The organism is Pseudoalteromonas amylolytica, assembly GCF_001854605.1.
Classification (GTDB): Bacteria; Pseudomonadota; Gammaproteobacteria; order Enterobacterales; family Alteromonadaceae; genus Pseudoalteromonas; species Pseudoalteromonas amylolytica.
On the sequence record NZ_MKJU01000035.1, the window covers coordinates 189,310 to 208,668 of the forward strand.

14 protein-coding genes are annotated in these 19,359 nt (G+C 45.0%); 7 read left to right on the plus strand and 7 right to left on the minus strand.

What is annotated here, in order from left to right; genetic code table 11:
- Positions 1-11 precede the first annotated feature (11 nt).
- The 4 genes from soxR to BET10_RS20085 form a co-directional block, all read right to left on the minus strand.
- A complete protein-coding gene (gene soxR, locus BET10_RS20070; protein ID WP_070987728.1) occupies positions 12-473 on the minus strand; it encodes a redox-sensitive transcriptional activator SoxR in 462 nt (153 codons plus the stop codon).
- Positions 463-957, minus strand: coding sequence for an MgtC/SapB family protein (locus BET10_RS20075; protein WP_070987730.1), 495 nt, complete (start codon positions 955-957; stop codon positions 463-465). Before BET10_RS20075 ends, soxR begins: the two co-directional genes overlap by 11 nt.
- Positions 958-1,078: 121 nt before the next feature.
- Positions 1,079-3,358 carry a CHRD domain-containing protein gene (locus tag BET10_RS20080; RefSeq protein WP_205987558.1) on the minus strand — a complete coding sequence of 760 codons (2,280 nt, stop codon included), beginning with the start codon at positions 3,356-3,358 and terminating at the stop codon, positions 1,079-1,081.
- Between the two features lie 289 nt (positions 3,359-3,647).
- Entirely contained in the window at positions 3,648-5,894 is a 2,247-nt protein-coding gene (locus BET10_RS20085) for a TonB-dependent receptor (protein WP_070987732.1), read from the minus strand.
- A 309-nt stretch (positions 5,895-6,203) separates the two neighbouring features.
- Here BET10_RS20085 and BET10_RS20090 point away from each other — a divergent pair, with 309 nt between their 5' ends.
- From BET10_RS20090 to BET10_RS20120, 7 genes are all read left to right on the plus strand, one after another.
- Positions 6,204-7,211 carry a LacI family DNA-binding transcriptional regulator gene (locus BET10_RS20090; protein ID WP_070987734.1) on the plus strand — a complete coding sequence of 336 codons (1,008 nt, stop codon included), beginning with the start codon at positions 6,204-6,206 and terminating at the stop codon, positions 7,209-7,211.
- 107 nt (positions 7,212-7,318) lie between these two features.
- Positions 7,319-8,581 (plus strand): MFS transporter, encoded by a 1,263-nt coding sequence (locus BET10_RS20095; protein ID WP_070987736.1) that lies wholly within the window; start codon positions 7,319-7,321, stop codon positions 8,579-8,581.
- 9 nt (positions 8,582-8,590) lie between these two features.
- Positions 8,591-10,087 carry a trehalase family glycosidase gene (locus tag BET10_RS20100; protein ID WP_070987738.1) on the plus strand — a complete coding sequence of 499 codons (1,497 nt, stop codon included), beginning with the start codon at positions 8,591-8,593 and terminating at the stop codon, positions 10,085-10,087.
- A 106-nt stretch (positions 10,088-10,193) separates the two neighbouring features.
- Positions 10,194-12,992 (plus strand): reprolysin-like metallopeptidase, encoded by a 2,799-nt coding sequence (locus BET10_RS20105; protein ID WP_070987740.1) that lies wholly within the window; start codon positions 10,194-10,196, stop codon positions 12,990-12,992.
- Positions 12,985-13,371: a hypothetical protein gene (locus BET10_RS20110; RefSeq protein ID WP_070987743.1), complete on the plus strand. Its 387-nt coding sequence runs from the start codon at positions 12,985-12,987 to the stop codon at positions 13,369-13,371. The genes BET10_RS20105 and BET10_RS20110 overlap by 8 nt, the downstream gene beginning before the upstream one ends.
- Before the next feature lie 158 nt (positions 13,372-13,529).
- On the plus strand, positions 13,530-14,594 hold the full coding sequence (locus BET10_RS20115) for a YjgN family protein (protein ID WP_070987745.1): 1,065 nt from the start codon (positions 13,530-13,532) through the stop codon (positions 14,592-14,594).
- A gap of 1 nt (position 14,595) precedes the next feature.
- Positions 14,596-15,615, plus strand: a complete 1,020-nt coding sequence (locus BET10_RS20120; protein ID WP_205987559.1) for a M48 family metallopeptidase — start codon at positions 14,596-14,598, stop codon at positions 15,613-15,615.
- Between the two features lie 23 nt (positions 15,616-15,638).
- Here BET10_RS20120 and BET10_RS20125 read toward each other — a convergent pair whose 3' ends face one another.
- The 3 genes from BET10_RS20125 to BET10_RS20135 all read right to left on the minus strand — a co-directional run bounded on the left by BET10_RS20125 (position 15,639) and on the right by BET10_RS20135 (position 19,235).
- The gene (locus BET10_RS20125; RefSeq protein WP_083330628.1) at positions 15,639-16,865 is read right to left on the minus strand and encodes a threonine/serine exporter family protein; all 1,227 of its coding nucleotides are present in this window, start codon (positions 16,863-16,865) and stop codon (positions 15,639-15,641) included.
- Between the two features lie 124 nt (positions 16,866-16,989).
- The gene (locus tag BET10_RS20130) at positions 16,990-18,225 is read right to left on the minus strand and encodes a glycosyltransferase (RefSeq protein WP_070987747.1); all 1,236 of its coding nucleotides are present in this window, start codon (positions 18,223-18,225) and stop codon (positions 16,990-16,992) included.
- Positions 18,222-19,235 carry a LacI family DNA-binding transcriptional regulator gene (locus BET10_RS20135; RefSeq protein WP_070987749.1) on the minus strand — a complete coding sequence of 338 codons (1,014 nt, stop codon included), beginning with the start codon at positions 19,233-19,235 and terminating at the stop codon, positions 18,222-18,224. Before BET10_RS20135 ends, BET10_RS20130 begins: the two co-directional genes overlap by 4 nt.
- Between the last annotated feature and the right edge of the window lie 124 nt (positions 19,236-19,359).

Sequence of the window (19,359 nt, forward strand, 5' to 3'; positions counted from 1 at the left end):
TTCAAAGGTGTTTACCAATCTTTACCCAACAGCAAAGCGCCACTGCCTGTTTCGCCAAGTACGTCATCAGGGTTATACATTGGACAACTCTTCATGGATAAACACCCGCAGCCAATACATCCTTCAACTTGGTTTCTTACCCTTTGCATGTAGGCAATTTTCTCATCGAGTTGTTGCTGCCAAGCGCTCGATAGTTTCTCCCAATCTTTTTTGGTTGGTGTGCGGCTATCTGGCAAGGTGCTGAGAGTTTGTTTTATTTCCTCAAGGGTGACGCCCATTTTTTGTGCGGCTTTTATCACCGCAATTCGTCTTAGTACATCGGGCTTATAGCGGCGTTGATTACCGCTATTTCGCCAACTGCGAATAAGACCTTTTTGCTCATAAAAGTGTAAAGTAGAGACTTTGACATCACTACGTTTAGCCACCTGGCCTGGGGTTAAATTAGCATCTTGTAAACGTGTGCTATTTGGCATCTTTTTTAACTCTGGTTTTCCAACCCGTGTATTTACCATGAACACCACGAGTCAGATTAGTAAAGCTCGACTCCAATAAGTCTACCCCATACAAGATACCCACCACAATCACCGCCATTTTTATAGCAATTAAAGGGCCAGCTACCGCGACACAAATACCAATGGCGGCTAGCATCCAGATTGCAGCGGCAGAGGTCACGCCCACAACAACCCCCTCTTTTGATAGCATCACACCTGCGCCCAAAAAGCCAATTCCTGTAACAACCTGACCGATGATCCTTGATGGGTCTGCCACATCATTGTTTACCTGCATTGAGAGCATAATGAAGGTGTAAGTACCTAAGACTATTAAGGCTGACGTCCTTATCCCAACGGGTTTTCCGCGCAATTGACGCTCTAATCCAATAATTGCACCTGCGAGAATCGCTGCACCAATATCCGGCCAGCGTAGTGGATCAATACTAAAAAGGGTGGTTAAGTCCATGAACATTAAATGGTAAAAATTAAACTTTGAGTGTAATAGAAATCATGACGCTTAGGTAGCAGAATTTAAATGTAACTTGTCAAAATGATAGGCCCGCAGAGTGCGGGCCTATCATATGGGGTTACTGAATTTGTCCGCGTATTTCACCACTTGTGTGTGCAGGTGTATGGACGTTTACGTAGTGTCCACCGCTTGTAAGGACAGCAAAAATTTCAGCCGTCAGTGCTGCATCAGCTGGTGCCATCCAACGGTTTGCATCGCTTTCATCTTGCTCAAGTGCCAGCAGCACTGGACCGTTGACGCCTATCGCACCGGTGTGAATATGTGCGGCAGTCGCATCAGCAACACCAGATGTGAGAACTTGTAGTTCTAAAGCAAAGTCATTGGTATTAACTAGGGCATAACCACTACCTGAAGCCGCGGTGGTCACTGCTGGTACTTCCTGATCGCCACTGAGTGAAAAGGCGACCAAGGTATAGTTTCCCGTTAGGATTTGTCCACGAATTTCTCCGCTAGGAACCGCAGGCGTGTGTACATTAACATAGTGACCGCCTGAGGCCAGTATCGCGAAAGTATCTGCATCAATCATGGTGTTTTGAGGTGTCATCCACACGTTCATGTCGTCGGTGCTTTGTTCAAGGGCTACTAATACATCGCCATTGGTACCAATGCGTCCGGTATGAATGTGAGCCGCGGTTGCGTCTGCTACACCAGAGGTCACTACTCGTAGCTCAACGCCATAATCATGGGTGTTCACCAGCGCGTAGCCATCGCCCGAGGCCGCAGTCGATACAGCAGGAACCTCTTGCGCGCCGGAGAGCTTAAATGTTGCCAGGGCAAAGTTGTCCGTCAAGATTTGCCCGCGCAGCTCACCGCTTGGCATGGCAGGCGTATGCACATTAACATAGTGTCCGCCAGAGGCGAGTATCGCGAAAATATCCGCATCTATCATGGTGTTTTGCGGTGTCATCCATACGTTCATATCGTCTGCACTTTGCTCAAGGGCCACTAATACGTCACCATTGGCGCCAATACGACCCGTGTGAATATGCGCGGCAGTGGCGTCTGCTACACCAGAGGTCACTACCCGTAGCTCTACACCATAATCATGGGTATTTACGAGTGCGTAGCCATCGCCCGAGGCGGTAGTCGACACAGCAGGAACTTCTTGCGCGCCGGAGAGCTTAAATGTTGCAAGGGCAAAGTTGTCCGTCAAGATTTGCCCGCGCAGCTCACCGCTTGGCACGGCAGGCGTATGCACATTAACATAGTGTCCGCCAGAGGCGAGTACCGCGAAAATATTCGCATCTATCATGGTGTTTTGTGGCGTCATCCACACATTCATATCATCGTTGCTTTGCTCAAGGGCCACTAACACATCGCCATTGGTGCCAATTCGCCCAGTGTGAATATGTGCGGCAGTGGCGTCTACTACGCCAGAGGTCACAACACGTAGCTCAACGCTGTAATCATCAGTGTTAACTAACGCGTAGCCGTCACCTGATGCCATGGTATCGGCTGCGGGTACTTCTTGTTTTCCTGATAAACCAAAGGTGGCAACCGCGTAATTGTCAGTTAAAATTTGGCCTCGGATCTCACCGTCAGGCATCGCGGGTGTGTGGACATTGACATAATGTCCGCCTGAAAGCAGTACATTGAGCGTTGCTTCGTCAATCATGGTGCCCTCTGGCGTTACCCAGTCAGTCATGATTTCATCGTCTTGCTCAAGTACCACCAATACGTCGCCATTGGCACCTATTCTGCCGGTGTGGATATGTGCTGCGGTTGCATCATCAACTCCAGATGTAACTACTCGCAGGTAAAGCTCTCCATCAGTGCTATCGTAGGAGGCGTAACCATCGCCCATAGCACTTGATTGGTTCATTGGTACTTGTTGTGAACCATTGAGTTCAAAGGTGATTATGCTGGTGGTGTCTGGCACAATTTGTGCGCGTAACTCACCACCTGGGAAGGTTTGTGTGTGCAGATTAATGTACCAATCGCCATCTAACATGTCGGCCATGAGTGACTCGGTGAGATCAGTTATCTCAATACTGGCTAGCGTTTCACTAGTTGCTTCGAATGCGAAAGCAACATCGCCATTTTCACCTAAGTCACCATCATGAATATGCGCAGCACTAAAACCTTCTACATCGCTGTAGTCCAATGTTGCTCTAAACTGCATTAGATTTTCATCTAGTTCAACGGTTGTGGTTGCAGTTTGCATGGAGGTATTCATGGGCACTTCTTGCTTACCACTTAAGGTCAGCTCGAAGGTTTTAGTCGCTGAAAACTCTGGCGTTGGTGTTGGAGGTGTTGGCTGTGTTACCGTGTTATCATCGTCACTATCACTACATGCCACCAGTAGCAGTAGACTAGCGCTTACTATAAACTTTTTCATTATATTCATCCTGTCTAGTGGGTTAAAAAGGATGACTAATTATCATCCATAGCCAGACTTACGAACGTTCTCGCCTGAAAGTTCACTATTATGAAAATAAAATGGTATTTATTTGCTTGGTACATTGATTCTCACACTCCAAATATACCAGTAAGCTCCCTTAGACTGCCTTGATTTCATAACAGTAGGCTTGGGCTACAGCACGGACTATAGTTAGGTGCTATCGTGTGCAGGGAATAAAAAAGCCCAGTATGGGAAACTGGGCTTGTGATCCAAGGAGGGAGGTTAGTTAAAAGCTATAGCTGACGCTAAACTTGATGCTGCGAGGCATGATGTAGCGGCCGTTAGGCGCATCAACATTACGTGGGTCACCTTCAGTAATACCTTGTTCGTCAGTTAAGTTATCGGCTGCGATTTGTAGTTTCAAACCTTCTGCAGGCTCTACAATTAAGCCCAAGTCAAACTTTTCATAGCCTTCAAGTACGACGGTGTTTTCGTTGTTGCCATAACGGTCATCTACTGCTGAGAAGGTGCCGTAAATAGTAGCGAACATTCCCGCTAACTCAAAGTCATAACTCGGCGTGACACGAATTTGCCAACCAGGCTGGCGTTGACTTTCATTGCCTTCGTTATCAGGGCTTTCGGTGATTTCAGTGTCTTGCACGGTGGCGTTTAAATTGACTGACAACCCAGACTCGTGGTTGTAGTTATAGTCAAACTCGATGCCTAACGCTTCATTGGTCAAGATTTCAGCCGGCTCGCCCGGTCTGCGCACAAATGTGTCACCTTTTACCTCATTGCTAAACAGTGTGGCAAAAAAGTCGGTATTGTCACCCATGTACTTATAGCCAAGTTCTGCTTGAGTTACTTCTTTAATCAATGGATTACCGGCTTCATAGGTACCATAATTGTCTCTAAAGTCATCGAAGTAAGGCATTTTGTAGCCTTTGTTGATGCGAGCGAACACACCCACATCATCAGCCAGTTTATAGTCGGCACCTATGGTCCAAGAGGTCTTGCGAGCGCTGTAATCCACAGACTTTTCGATAATGCCATTGAGGTTTTCATCCACTGAGTAGTTTACTTCGTGGCGCTCTGAGCGAAGGCCAATATCTAACGTCAAAGCATCTGTTGCGCGGTAGCTCTGTGTAGTATAGAACGCTAAGGTTTTAGCATCTCCCGTGCTGTTTATGTCATAGTTCCACGCACAACCATCAACACTGGTATTACACTCAATGCCATCAAGCATTTCGCCACCGGCTTCGAGTACGTAGTAGGCCGCGTTGCCTAGACTCCACCAATCTTGAGCAGAGGTTGAAGCGCTGTAAACACCGTATGCACTGTCCCATTTGTCGAAAGACTTACTAAACGCTAAATCATTGGTGAAAGACTCAATGTCTTTTAATACCACCCAGCGACCCATACTTTGAACGTTGGTATCGCCATCATAGATAGTGCCTGTGACCGCGCCTTTGGCGTCTTGTCTATTGTCAGCAACATCTTTAAGCAGTTCAGCGCTACCAGCTGGTACAAGGCCGTAGGTATTGGCTTCACCTTGGGTGAGGCTAAAGCGGTCAATAAAGTGCCAGCCATTTTTGAGTTCTAACTTGATGCTACCGCCGGAAATATGGCCGTTCCAACCACGCCCTTCACCCAAGTCGATTTCCATTGCATCATCACTACCTGCGTAAATGACGGCTTGGCGGTTGTGTGTTCCCAGTTGCGTATATTCAGCATCAACACCGTCAACATTAAGGGGAGTGGGTAAGTACCAAGCGCCCGTATCGTCAGTCTGACGGGTATAAACATTGATTTCGCCATTGTCTAACTCTTTGGTTAGGTTGATGGTGAACTGTTGGCCTCGCTCAGAGGTAAAACCTGCATCGCGAATGCCTGATGAACGTTTGATGTAACCGCCCACCATGTAATATAAATCATCGCTTAACTCACCACTTAGTACAGCGTCTAAACGCTGAAGGCCATAGTCACTGGTGGTATATTTAAACGTGCCTTCGGTATCTTCACTACCGCGTTTTAATTGAAAGTTGGTAGTTAAGCCTGGTTGACCATTGGAAACTACAGGGTTTGGACCACCGCGTAATGCCTCCATCATACTGATGGTTTCATCTAAGCGAAAAATCGATGAGTTTTCTAAAAATGAAAGGGTTGGAGCAGGATAAACCGGGGAGCCTTGCAAACTTACCGTTAAGAAGGGCGCATCACCACCGCCTGGAAAACCACGCACAAACACATTCGCACCAGACTCACCGCCTGAGCTTTCTACCCAAATACCCGGTACTGCTTTGAGTAAGTCCGCGGTACTTTTAGGTGCGAGTTTATCGATTTTAACCGCGTCAATATTGGTAACGGCAAAGCCGGCATCAATTTTTCTGATGCCGCGTCCACCAGCGGTACCAGATACGACGATAGTTTCGACTTTTTGTTCTTTAGCTTGTTCGTCTTGTGCTATCGCTTGATTACTCAAAACCGCAGCTATGGCTGTTGCGAGCAACGAGTATTGCTTGAGTTTGCGCATGGGAAAGCCCCTTTTGTTGTCATATGGTTCATATCATTGTGTGCGCCACTCCCCAAAACTTAGCGCTAAAGACTAAGTTTGTAACCCAGCAGTGGGGAGTTTTTAGGTGGCGCTGAAATTAAAATAGAGGTTATTGCAAACGTTTGCAATAACTTTAATGCAACTTTTTGCACATACCCTGTTTTATTGTGGCTAATAACCATTGTACATTTGCGCTATAATGGCAGTTGATTGCGCGAAATTGTTCAGTAATATGCTATCTTCTCAATAAGTTAGTGAAACGGTGAGATCTAAGTCTAAGAGGTTGTAGTGGAGCAGAAAAAATTAAAGTTGGTGGATTTGGCAAAACTTGCTGGGGTGTCAACCTCAACGGCTTCACGTGCACTGAACAATAATCCGGTGATCAAACAAGCTACGCGTGATCATGTGCAGCAGCTCGCCAAACAGCACAACTTCACGCTTAATACTGCGGCAAGCCGTCTAAGACTGCAGAAAACTAAAGTGATTGCTGTGGTGATAAATCTAGAAGCCAATACCGAACAGTCTATCGACGACCCCTTCTTGTTAAAAGTAGTTAGCGATATAAATCAAGCTGTTAACCGTCAGGGGTATGAACTTCTACTATCAAACTCTTATATGGCAGGTGACGACTGGTATGGCTACTTTATTGATGGTCGACGAGCCGATGGCCTGATTGTTGTGGGCCAAGGTAAGCAACAAAACCGTATCGAACAAGCTGCTAATTTAGGCGCGCCGCTGGTTGTATGGGGCGACCCTAAAACGCCGAGCAATTATCCCATTGTGGGAAGTGACAACTACTTAGGTGGTTTGCAGGCAACCGCACATTTGATAGCCAGAGGCGCATCAAAGTTATTGTTTTTGGGCGATCCGGGACATGCTGAAATCGGTGAACGTTATCGTGGATTTAAAGCAGCGATTGATGGTGCAAGCGAGGCCTGTCAGCAACAAACAGTTAAAATTGATATTACCAGTCAAGCTGCATATGAAGCGATTAATCAATTACTTAGAAGTGAAGGGTTAACGTTTGATGGCATTTTTGCCTGTAGTGACATGGTCGCACTAGGGGCGCTCAAAGCGTTAAAAGAGCGATATGTCAGCGTACCGAATGATGTTCGTTTGGTTGGGTTTGATGATATTGGTATGGCAGATGTAAGCCACCCATCGTTGTCTACCGTTAGGCAAAACACGCAACTTGCCGCGAAAATGTTGGTCACCAAGCTGTTGGCACAGTTAAATAATGAAGTGGTTGATTCACAAGAAATTGATATAGAGTTACTGTGTCGTCAATCAAGCTAGTAAATATATAAGATACGACTAATCGATGGAATTTAATTTGCAAACGATTGCAAATTAAATTTTGCGAGGCTAGACTTTAATTCATTCAATACTAATGAGTTCAGCTTATGACAGATGCACCAACTATTCTAACCAATGCATCAAGAGCACGTATCATACTGGCTATGATGGCCTGCTACTTTCTATTCGCGGTGTTACTCAACAGCGTAGGAACGGTAATCTTACAATCGATAAATAGCTTCGCGGTTAGCAAAACACAGGCAGCAAGCCTAGAAGGTTTCAAAGATCTTTCGATTGCCATCATGTCGTTTCTGGTCGCCTCCATGATCCCGCGTTTTGGCTATAAACTGGCGTTGTTAATAGCTTTGGCCGCGGTGATGCTGATCTGTTTAGTCACGCCACAAATCGGTCAATTTTACGCCTTTAAAATACTATTTGCTGTTGTTGGCTGTGCTTTTGCGGTGGTGAAGATTAGCGTCTACGCCTTAGTTGGGCAGTTGAGTGATTCGCCGTCTTCTCACTCCGCGCTCCTCAATACCATAGAAGGTATTTTTATGGTTGGGGTGCTCAGTGGTTATTGGATTTTTAGTTTTTTCATTACGCCGGATAGCAACTCATTGGACTGGCTTAGTGTGTATTACATTCTCGCTTTATTGAGTTTAGTGTGCGTGTTAACCATTAGTTTGGCACCTATTGCAAAACAGGCGCTGCCCAGTGGCAGTAGTATCACCAGCGAGTTTGCTGAAATGTTAAAGCTGAGCTTTCAGCCTTTGGTGTTGGTTTTTATTATTTCGGCATTTTTATATGTTCTGATAGAGCAAGGAGTTGGCACGTGGCTGCCCACGTTCAACAATGAAATTTTACACTTACCTGTGGATGTGAGTGTGCAGTTGACCAGCATTTTTGCGGCGAGCTTAGCGGTAGGGCGTTTGCTGGCAGGGCAGATTTTGAAACACCTTCATTGGTATATTTTGCTCAACATATGCTTAGTGGCAATGGGGGGACTTATTTTATTAACCTTACCTTTGACCCAAGGGGTTTCACAGCAAACAGTCAGCTCAATATTTGATGCACCTTTAGCTGCATATTTAATGCCGATGATTGGGTTATTGATGGCACCTATCTATCCGGTATTAAACTCAGTGATCCTAAGCAGTTTAGAGAAACATCAACATGCCTCGATGACTGGGATGATCGTTATTTTCTCAGCACTAGGAGGGACCACAGGCTCTATTCTAACGGGTTATATTTTCCAGCATTTTAGTGGACAACACGCATTTTACAGTGCATTGCTGCCACTATGTTTACTGATAGTTTCAGTGTTTCTGTTTAAACAGCGCAGTACACCAGCGCATCCTATTGCTGCCTAAGAGGTTTTCATGAAATTCGAATATTGCACCTTGTTTAAAGATGTGCAGCTAAGTGGTATTTTTGCTGATAGCAAGGTGTTTGCCGACGCCATTCCTAAAACAAGCTGGGCCAGTGCACAACAAGCATATGAACAACATGATTTACCAATGAGTTATGAGGCGTTAAAGTGCTTTGTAGAAGCGCATTTCACCTTTGCCGAACAGCCTGAATTACAAGCGCTTAGCGATGTAAAGTCTGTTGCTGATTACATTCAAAAGTTGTGGCCAAAGTTACAGCGAAAAGCCTTTTATAGTACCAACAACTCTCTGCTAGCGCTTGAGCATGATTATGTGGTGCCCGGTGGCCGATTCAACGAAATCTACTACTGGGACAGTTACTTCACTGCGCTTGGATTGGAAGATAGCGGTAATATTTCGCTCATAGAGGCGATGGTTGAGAACTTTGTGAGTCTGATCGCACGATACGGCTGTGTGCCTAACGGCAATCGAATTTATTATACCAGTCGTTCTCAGCCGCCAGTATTGGCGTTGATGATAAAACTTTTATTGCCGTATAAAAAGTCAGATACTAAGTGGCTTGAGCGCATGGTTGATGCGATGCGTCAGGAGCATGATTTTTGGCATCAAGGAGAAGCACAACTGGAGAACAACAGTGCGCATCGCCGAGTAGTTAAACTATTTAATGGGATGCAGCTCAATCGCTACTGGGATGACAAACCTGAACCTAGACCTGAGTCTTATGCAGAGGATATTTTTGATGCCAACCAATTGCCTCTGTCGCAGCGTGAATCATTCTTCCGTAATATTCGTGCCGCGTGTGAGTCAGGTTGGGACTTCAGTGCTCGATGGCTGGACGACCCAACGAGCTTGCTTAGCATAAACACCACCAATCGAGTACCGGTCGACTTAAATACGCTACTTTATTTGCTGGAAGATACGCTGGTTGAGTGTTTAACCATGCTCAATGACAAAGCGCAAGCAGATACATACTCACAGCGTGCTAAATTGCGCAAAACAGCAATACAGCAATTACTTTGGAGCGAGGAACACAACTGGTTCTGTGACTTTGACTTACTTATCAATAAACGTTCTGATGTTTTGAGTTTAGCGGGCTGTGTGCCACTGTATGGCGGTATCGTGAGCCCACAGCAAGCACATTTGATAGGCGTAAAACTAAGTAGCGATTTCTTACGTCAAGGTGGTTTGGTCAGTTGTTTAAGTAACACTTCTCAGCAGTGGGACAGCCCCAACGGATGGGCACCTCTGCATTGGTTTGCTATAAAGGGGCTAAGGGATTACGGCCAATTCGAGTTGGCACAAAAGATTGCTTTGCGTTGGCTCAATATGCTGGAGCAGGACTTTGCGATTCGCCACTGCCTGTTGGAAAAATATAATGTCTGCGAAATGCAAAAAACGGCTGGGGGAGGAGAGTACCAAGTGCAGCAGGGGTTTGGTTGGACAAACGGTGTCACCAGTCGCTTGCAAGTACTTTACAACCAGGCCTGAGCACTTTCAGTGGCGCGTTTTATAACATTGCATTGAACGTCAAATATGCGCAAATTAATAAGCCAAGTCTATACTGTGCTTTAATATCCATTATGCGGAGATGCATATGAACCGTTCTTTGCTTTTGTTATGTTTCTTTTTCTTTTCAATCACCAGCTATGCGAACAACTGGCAGTGGCACACCACACAAGCACACGCTAAAGGTGAATCTACATCAGCTATAGCGCAGCACTATAGCGCGAATTACCAAAAAGTGGAGGGTGACTTAATGTCACTTGCTGACAGCGGGGCTAGCATGACCATTTCTCTGCCCGACGGCCAGGGTGGGCTAATTGAATACGTCATACGTTATGATCCTATTATGGCTCCTGCACTTGCGCAAAAATACCCGATGATCCGTAGCTTTTCTGGCCATCAAAAGGGAGCCACGCACAATACCGGTCGTTTTGATATTGGGCCAAATGGCTTTTATGCCTTCTATCAAACTAAAGCGCGTACACTGTATATAGACCCAAGTTTCGGTAATTTTAAAGTGTATGAAAAAGGCAAAAGAGACATGCCTTGGCACGATGAAGTTGTAGAGCTTACGCAGCGCAATAGTTCATTAAATGCTCGTCAGCAAAGAGGACCACTCATCGGTAATGGTGGCACCGTTGAAGTAGTAACCTATCGCTTAGCTGTGACCACCAGTGATGAATATACCAGTTATTTTGGTAGTAAGGCCCAAGCGCTAAATGGCATCGTGACAACCGTTAACCGAGTCAATCAAATATACCAAACAGATATTGCAGTGAGACTTGAACTCGTAGCAAACAATGACGAGCTAATTTTTACTGAAAACGATCCGTACGATAACGGAGAGTTAGGCGATACCCTCACGGAAGTACAAAATCAGATAGATACCATTATCGGCACAAGTAATTACGATGTTGGCCATCTTATGGCAACATCCGGTGCCGGCTTGGCTGCATTGGGTGTCATCTGTGAAGAAGGTGGTAAAGCGATGGGAATGACTGGTATTGGCACACCTGAGGGCGATGCATTTGATGTAGACTATGTTGCCCATGAATTAGGCCATCAGTTTGGCGCTAATCATACTTATAATGGATCGGATGGGTCGTGTACAACTCGGGTAAGCGGCGCAGCATACGAACCTGGTAGTGGTATCACCATTATGGCTTATGCAGGCATTTGTGCGTCTGAAAACCTAGCGTCAAACTCCATTGCAATGTTTCATTCTCACAGTATTGATGAGATGCATACGCATCTCACGCTAGGTTCTGGCGCTAGTTGTGGTTCGTTACAGGATGATGGCAATAAAGCGCCTGTGGCTGATGCCAAAGAAGATCATGTGATCCCTATTAATACGCCTTTTATGCTGACAGGTGCAGCAACGGATGCCAATAGTGATGACACACTGAGCTACTCTTGGGAGCAGTTGGATTTAGGCTCAGCGACGTCAAGCAGTGCAGATTTGAAAGATAATGGTGAAGGGCCGATGTTCCGACCATATTTACCGAGCACATCTGCGACAAGATATTTTCCTTTGTTAGCGGATGTCATTTCAGGGCAAGTTACTAAAGGCGACGGCTATCCTACGACTGATAGAACCATGACATTTAGATTGGTTGTTCGTGATGGCAATGGGGGAGTGAGTTTTGATACCGCAAGCGTAACAACAGTTTCTGCGGCGGGTCCTTTTGTGATCACCTCACCAGATGAGAACAGCTCTGTGAGTGAAAACAACCAAATTACCGTGAGCTGGAATGTCGCTGGAACCGATCAAGCGCCAATTTCGTGCGCTAATGTAGATATCATGCAAACCAACAGTGATGCATCACAAATTCAGTTGCTATTATCGGGCACGGCTAATGATGGTCAGCAACAGGTCACTTTGATTGGTAGCCAAAATAATAAAGCGCGAGTGATGGTTAAATGTGCTTCCAGCGCTTTTTATGCCTTATCTCAAGAATTTAATTTAGCTAACAGTCTGGCGGTCACATCTCAGCAAACCATTTCTACTGCGGAAGATACCAGTGTTACCTTACAGGCATCACAATTTAGTGTTGTGAACCAACAAGTGGGGTCTCAATTAGTGTTGAGTGTTATCGCAGGAAGTGATTATACCTTCTCAGAAAACACCATAATGCCTGCTGCAAACTTTAACGGTGAGCTGACCGTAAATATTACCCTGACTGATGGTACAACTACGACAAGTTATCCTGCCAAGATACAAGTCACACCTGTTAACGATGCGCCAGAAGTACTCACGCAGGTGGCGCTAACAATGAATGAAGACGAAACCATTACCTTGGGGGTATCGCAGTTTGAGGTGGTAGATGTAGACAGTACTGAGTTTACGCTGGCAATACTTGCAGGGGAACAATACAGCTTTAATGCAAATGTAGTTACGCCTGAAGCTGATTTTAATGGCACACTAGAAGTGCCTATTACCATCAGTGATAAGGAAGGTGCGAGTACCAATTTTACCACACAAATAACCGTAACAGCGGTCAATGACTTGCCAGTGGCGAATAATGATTCTGTGACAGCAACCCAAGGTGTGCAAACAACTATCGCCGTGCTTGCCAATGATACCGATATTGATGGTGATACTTTAACGTTAGTAGAGCTACTGTACGAAGGTACGGGTACTGCGACGGTGTCTGGTAGCAATATTATGTATCAATCAGCAAGCAGCTTTACCGGTCAAGAGCAAATTATCTACTCGGTGAGTGATGGTAATGGTGCATCTGCTCAGGCTACGGTTACTGTAAATGTACGGACCCCTCCACCTGTGAGCAATGTAGATGATGGTGGTAGTGGTAGCTTTGGGTATTGGCTATATGCTCTAAGCTTAGGTCTGCTGTTGCGACGTGTTAAATGGAGTGCTAAGTATGCGTAGTTTGTATATGGCATTGTTGTTGAGTGGCTTGTTTGGGTGTCAAAGTGTCAGTGATACACCAGACAAAAAAAATGAGTTACTGCTTGTGAATGCTGATAGAAGTATGCAATGGTTTATGACGCACTCACTAGAGCAGGTGCTTGAAGCACATGAAGCTCAACAAAGCTTTGGTTTTATTGCACTGAATAGGCGAGGTTATTTCTATCCCAAAATAGGTATGGCTCGCAAACCTTTGCTACTAAAAGACGGATGTCAGACTTGGTTATTATCCACATCAAATGATGTTGTGAAAAGTGATAGTGAACGAGAAAAGATGGCAAACTTGCAGGCATTTGCTGCCAAGTTTAATGTTGCAATGGAATCTAAGTGCTTACCCTAGTGGGTTGGTCACATAAGTAAAACAAAGCCAGTGAGCGAACACTGGCTTTTTTGTTGCCATCTTAGAGATAATTCATATGTACCTTTTATTACCTTATGATTATAATTTCGCCCTTGTACCAATTAGGGTACTGTTGGTTTTTTTATTTGGAGTTTTAAATGGACTTAGAGTCAAAAGAGGTGGTTGAAACCACAGGTTCTTCAACACACACGCGCGAAGTGCGCTTTACTGGCGATGCACGCAGTTACTTTAGTATTTGGTTGGTTAATATTTTGTTTACCATTGCTACCTTGGGTATTTATTCTGCGTGGGCAACGGTAAGAAACAAGCAATACTTTTTTGGTCATACGCAAATTGATGGTCACAGGTTTGATTATTTGGCGACACCGCAACAAATTTTGAAAGGCAGGTTGTTGGCTCTGGCTTGCTTTGCACTTTATGTAGTATCGAGTAGTTACTTTCCATTGGTTGGTATTGTGCTGTTAGTGGCTTGGTGTATAGCATTACCTTGGGTAATCAATCAGGGCCTGCGTTTTAGTTTACGAATGACACGCTATCGCAATGTTCAATTTTCATTTAAAGGGCAATACAAGGACACGCTTATCAATTTTGTATTATTACCTATTTTGAGCGTTTTCACTTTGTATTTGTTGTTGCCTTGGGCCCTTAAGCGTATTGATGCCTATATACACAACAATATTTATTATGGTGACAAAAAGCTAACTACACACCTTTCTACAAAAGAGTATTACTTAATTGCTTTTGTATGTTTCTGTATGGCTGTTGGGCTGGGTATTTTGGCAGGTATTGCGGCATTCGTTATAGGCATTTCTGATAATTTGTTAGAGACCTCACAGTTGATTGGGGTTGGGATATTATTTATGCAATTCTTAGTGGTTATAATTGTTGCTTCTGCTTATAAGGCAATGGTGCGAAATCACATCTTTGAAAATAGCACGTTTGAAGGCGTTGCTGAGTTTGAATCAAACCTTGCACCAATTGACTACGTGCTACTTAATGTCACCAATACGTTAGCGATTGTGTGTTCACTGGGCTTAGCGTTTCCTTGGGCTAAAGTGCGTAAAGCCAAAATGTTGGCGGCAGCGACTGTTGTACACCTTAATCCAGACGCCGATGAGGTTATCAACATGCAACAAGCACAACAGTCTTCGTTTGCCGAAGAAGCTGCGAATGTATTCGATGTTGATATCTCTTTGACATAATATGCAAAAGGTTACGGGTAAACTCTATAGCGCTGGCAGTAACGCTAGCGTAAATTGCATCTTGCACAATAGCAACGGGCAAATTCGTGTTGTCAAAGATGATGATCTTGAGCTGTCTGTGCCCTTGCAAGACATTCTCCTAGGCGTGGCCATAGCGGGGCAAGCCCAAGATATCACGTTACCAGATGGCAGCCGATTTTTGCCTGATGATGTGAGTTTTCGTCTTACAAGTCTCTCAGGTGTTGGACTCCTTGAGCGTTGTGAGAGACACAAAGGGCTTGTATTGTCAGCCATTTTTTTGTGTCCATTGCTGTTATATTTGGTTTTCTTCGTGGTCGTCCCTAGTATGGCAGCCAGTGCGGTGACCTTATTGCCAAACAGTGTGGTTGAAGCGACTGGCCGGCAGTCCATGCTATTAATAGAAAAAATGGCGCTGGAGCCGACAGAAGTCGATCCCACACAGCAGGATAAAATAAATGCGCTTTGGCAAGATTCATTAAACCAATTAAAGTTGGACAAAGAAAAGTACCGTTTAGGTTTCTACCGCTCCGATTTTTTTGGTGCAAATGCTTTTGCGCTCCCTCATGGACAGATCGTGGTGACGGATGAGCTAGTTGCTAAACTAGCAAAGCATCCTGAGGCACTTCGAGCGGTACTACTGCATGAAATTGGCCATGTTGAACATCAGCATAGTATGAGAATTGCGGCCCAGTCGGTTGCCTCTACCATTGCGCTTGCTGTGGTATTTGGTGACTTACAAGGGGTTGCGGAGCTAACGCTCGGGGTGGGCAGTGTCATCATGCAACAGCAGTTTTCACAAGATATGGAAAGCCAAGCTGATGACTATGCACTACACAATCTTGAGGCACATGGTTACAAAGCCGCAGATTTTGCCACCGCACTTAAACTGATGTCTAGCGATAGAAGCACCGAACAAGATGCGTGGTCAAAGTATTTATCAACGCACCCACAGGTTGGGGAGCGTATTGAGCGGGCACTCAATTATCAAAGGGCAAAATAAAGGGACGCCAGTGCGTCCCTTTCTCATAAGGCTTTTTTGGGCGGTAGTGCCACGTTCGCAAAGATCAAACCCGCCACCAAAGACATAAAAATCAAAAATGTCTGTTGGCCAATATGGTCGGCATGAATAAAACTTTGCCCTTCAATCAGCGAGTTCAGGCCAATGTAGGTTTTAGAGCCGGGGACCAGTACAATCAAACCTTGCATGGCAACAATTGATGCGGGGGCATTGACAATACGGTTAAACAGATTACTGAATACGCCTACTGCAAATGCGCCAAGGAATGCCCCAATTGAATAATCAAAGTAGAGCGCGGCACTAATACTGACTGCGTAGGCGATAAACCCAGATGCAATTGACCAGCTAGCGTGTTTGAGTTTGGTTCTGAAAATGACTATCAAGCTTGTACAAAGTAGCAAGATAGCCAACCACGCGGTCCATTTTGGTAATGGATCGGGTTGTACAAAATCGGTAGTACCAAATAAAGCAAACCCAATGCTAATGCCTAAAAATGCACCGAAATAGAGTTTGAACAACAACATGAGCGAGTCCATAACCCTTGCCGTGCCTGATACTAAGTGACGCGATGAAAGCTCCGCAAATGCTAATGCTAATGCCAAACCTGGAATAAACACGATAATGGCTGACAATATTACCAATCGGATATTAATACTGGGGTCAACATAACTACTGACCGCACACGCGCCGACGGCCGCTACAATGGCAACCAGAGGCTCTAGCATGTGTGTAACACGCTTTGAACGGCCAGACCAAAGTATGAACATGAAAACTAGAATCGAGAACACGCCGGACCAAAGCACATCATTCCAACTCGTACCCATTAACATGGCAAAGGCAGCACCCGATACAGAAAACGCAAAACCTGTCATCAGCTTACTATATGGCGCTTTTTGTTTGCTGATTGTATCCAAATCAGCATCGGCTTGCTCAATGGTTAGCTGGCCTGTAAGGACCTTACTTACCACATCATCCGTGTCTGCTAGTGATCCTAGGTCATGATCACCTGGGTCTACGCGTGCGACATGAGTGTATTCTTCTTCATGGCCCTCCGTCCAGATAACGAATGTTACGGATGTAGGAGACATCACAAATGATGATTTTAAACCCAAGTGCGTTGCCACTTCCATGAGGTGTGCTTCAAGTCGGTATGCGGGTGTACCGTATTTGTGCAACATTTTACCAAGTTTAACAATAAACTTACGTTTTTGGGTAAAGCTAGCTGTATTCAACTGCGTGAAACCTAAAATAAAAGATTGATAATACACCTATCAGACAAAAGTGTTATTTGGTGATAAATGTAGCGATTGGAATTGCTGCGCATTCTAATCGCTTTCATTGCAAAGTCTAGGCTATTTAACGATTTTTATTGACATTTTTTGCTTCAATCCATTGTGCCATATATTGCGTGCTGCGCATGGTATGATGCTTGAGCATTTGCCCTGTAAAGTTGGCTTGTCTATGTTGCGTTAAGTTTTTAGTTATATCATTGATTTTATTTATTAATAACTTCTCTAGTTGCTCTTTTAGGTATACGCGGTCTAGGATCTCATTGGCGTGACTTTGTGCGCGCTGATAAGTCTTTTTATCGCTATAAAGTTTGACTGCTTTATCTGCAAATTGCTGCATATCATCGGCTATCGCGCCGGGCCACGGTAAGTCCAAGTGCATACCTTCTGCGCCGATTGCAGTGGTAATACTCGGAGTTTGGGTGATCATCGCTTCAAGCAGCTTTCCTTTTATGCCAGCCCCAAACCTAAGTGGTGCAAGGCAAATTCGGCTATTTTTCATTACCTCTAAAGCATCGTCGGCCCAGCCTTTGATAAGAAACCCCGTTTTTGGGTTGTGTAGTGCGGTAGCTTTCGGTGGCGGGTAAGAGCCGTAAATATGCAATTCAACGTTTGGTAGCTGTTTACGAATAAGTGGCCATATTTGCTGTAAATACAATACAGCATCCCAATTTGGTGCATGACGGAAATTGCCGATGGTCATAAAGTGTTGGCGTTGTTCAAATTCTGGCGTGTGTTTTGGTCGTGCTTTTAGATCAACCATAAAAGGTAAATAATGGAGCAGCGCACTGTCTATTTTAAAGGTATCTGCCAGCAACGTCATTTCAAAGCTTGAGATAATGAGACTGAGATCACAACGTAGAATTGCGGCCATTTCTCGTTTAGCCAGCTCAGAATGCAAGTCATTGGTGGTTAATTGCCGCTGTGCTTTATGCGCTTCGTGGCGGGCGTTTCGTAAACATTGTAGATCTTCGGTGTCGAGTATTTTTAGTGCGTTCGGCGCGTATTTATCAACTCGCCAGCCAAATTGCTCTTCCATCATAAAACGGTCAAACATGACGATATCAGGCTGTAAAGTCTTAATGTATTCATCAAAGCTACTACAGTTGAGAGCGATGCTCCTTCTAGTGATACCTTCTTGTACTAAATCCACCATGTGTTCGGTAACTTGCGCAGGGCTTGCGAATTCTACTTGCCATTGCTGGGCTTTAAAAAAGCGTAGCAGGGACATCATGTGGCTGCCCGCAGCTGACGAATTAGGTTCAGGCCAAACGTAGCCTATGATTAAAACTTGTTTACTCACAAAGATGATTCTCTTAGTTGGAGTGACACATCAACCAAAGTACGCACTGCAGGTTGTGATTGCTCCAATAATTCCGAAAGGGCCTGACCTGTGCGTTTAGCTATTTCATGGCTATCAATACGTACAGACGACAAGGGTGGTTGCATGAGGCGTGAATCCTCTAAATCGCCAAACCCGACGATTTTTATATCTTTACCGGGCGCAAGGCCTCGCTGGCGCATGGCATATATTGCGCCATATGCTACTACATCGGAAAAACACACAACAGCTTTGGTATCGGGTGCGTTTTGCATAAGCTGCTCAAAAGCATCGTACCCGCCTTGACGGTTTGCCGGGGCTGCGATTACGGGAACTGGATGAGTGATGTTGTGCGCACGCAGCGCTGAGTTAAATCCAGCCAAGCGCTCGCGATGTTCAGAAGTCGTTGCTGTAGAGCCTATAAATGCTAGTTCGCTAAGCCCTTGCTCCAACAAATGACAGGTTGCCAGATGTGCCCCTTTTTTATTGTCCGGTAAAATGCAAGGCGCACTACAATAGTCGACTTCGCGCATGATGTTGACCACTGGAAACCCTGTATCAATCAGCTGCTCTTGCCACTTTCTATCGGTATTTGGCGCGGGGCACATAATAAAAGCACATACGTTATATTCTTTAAAACGATTGACGATTTGCTGTTGTCTTTCAAGGCTTTCATTGGTGCTTACTAGCATCGGCACCAAGCCGAGCGCATAAATATGGGATTCCAGCTCAACTGCTAACTGCGCGGCGTAAGGGTCTGTAAGGTCATTGATAACTAATGCAACTAAATTTGAGCGTTTACTGCGAAGGGCTGCGGCCTCTCGGTTGTATATATAGCCGAGCTGTTCAATCGCGCCAAGCACGCGCTGTTTACTTTTATCGCTGACTTTGTCACTTTGTGTAAGTACTAAGGACACGGTGGATTTTGACACCCCTGCTGCAGCGGCAACGTCCCAAATAGTTACTTTTTCGGACTTTTTAGTGTGTGTCATGGTTGCTCATAAAGCCTGCGGGCAGTATTGAAGTAGAGAAGTGATGGTGATTTTAGCTTAAATCGATGTGTCACAAAAGCGTAAGCTTCAGCGAATATTGACTGATATAGCTGAATTTTTAAAT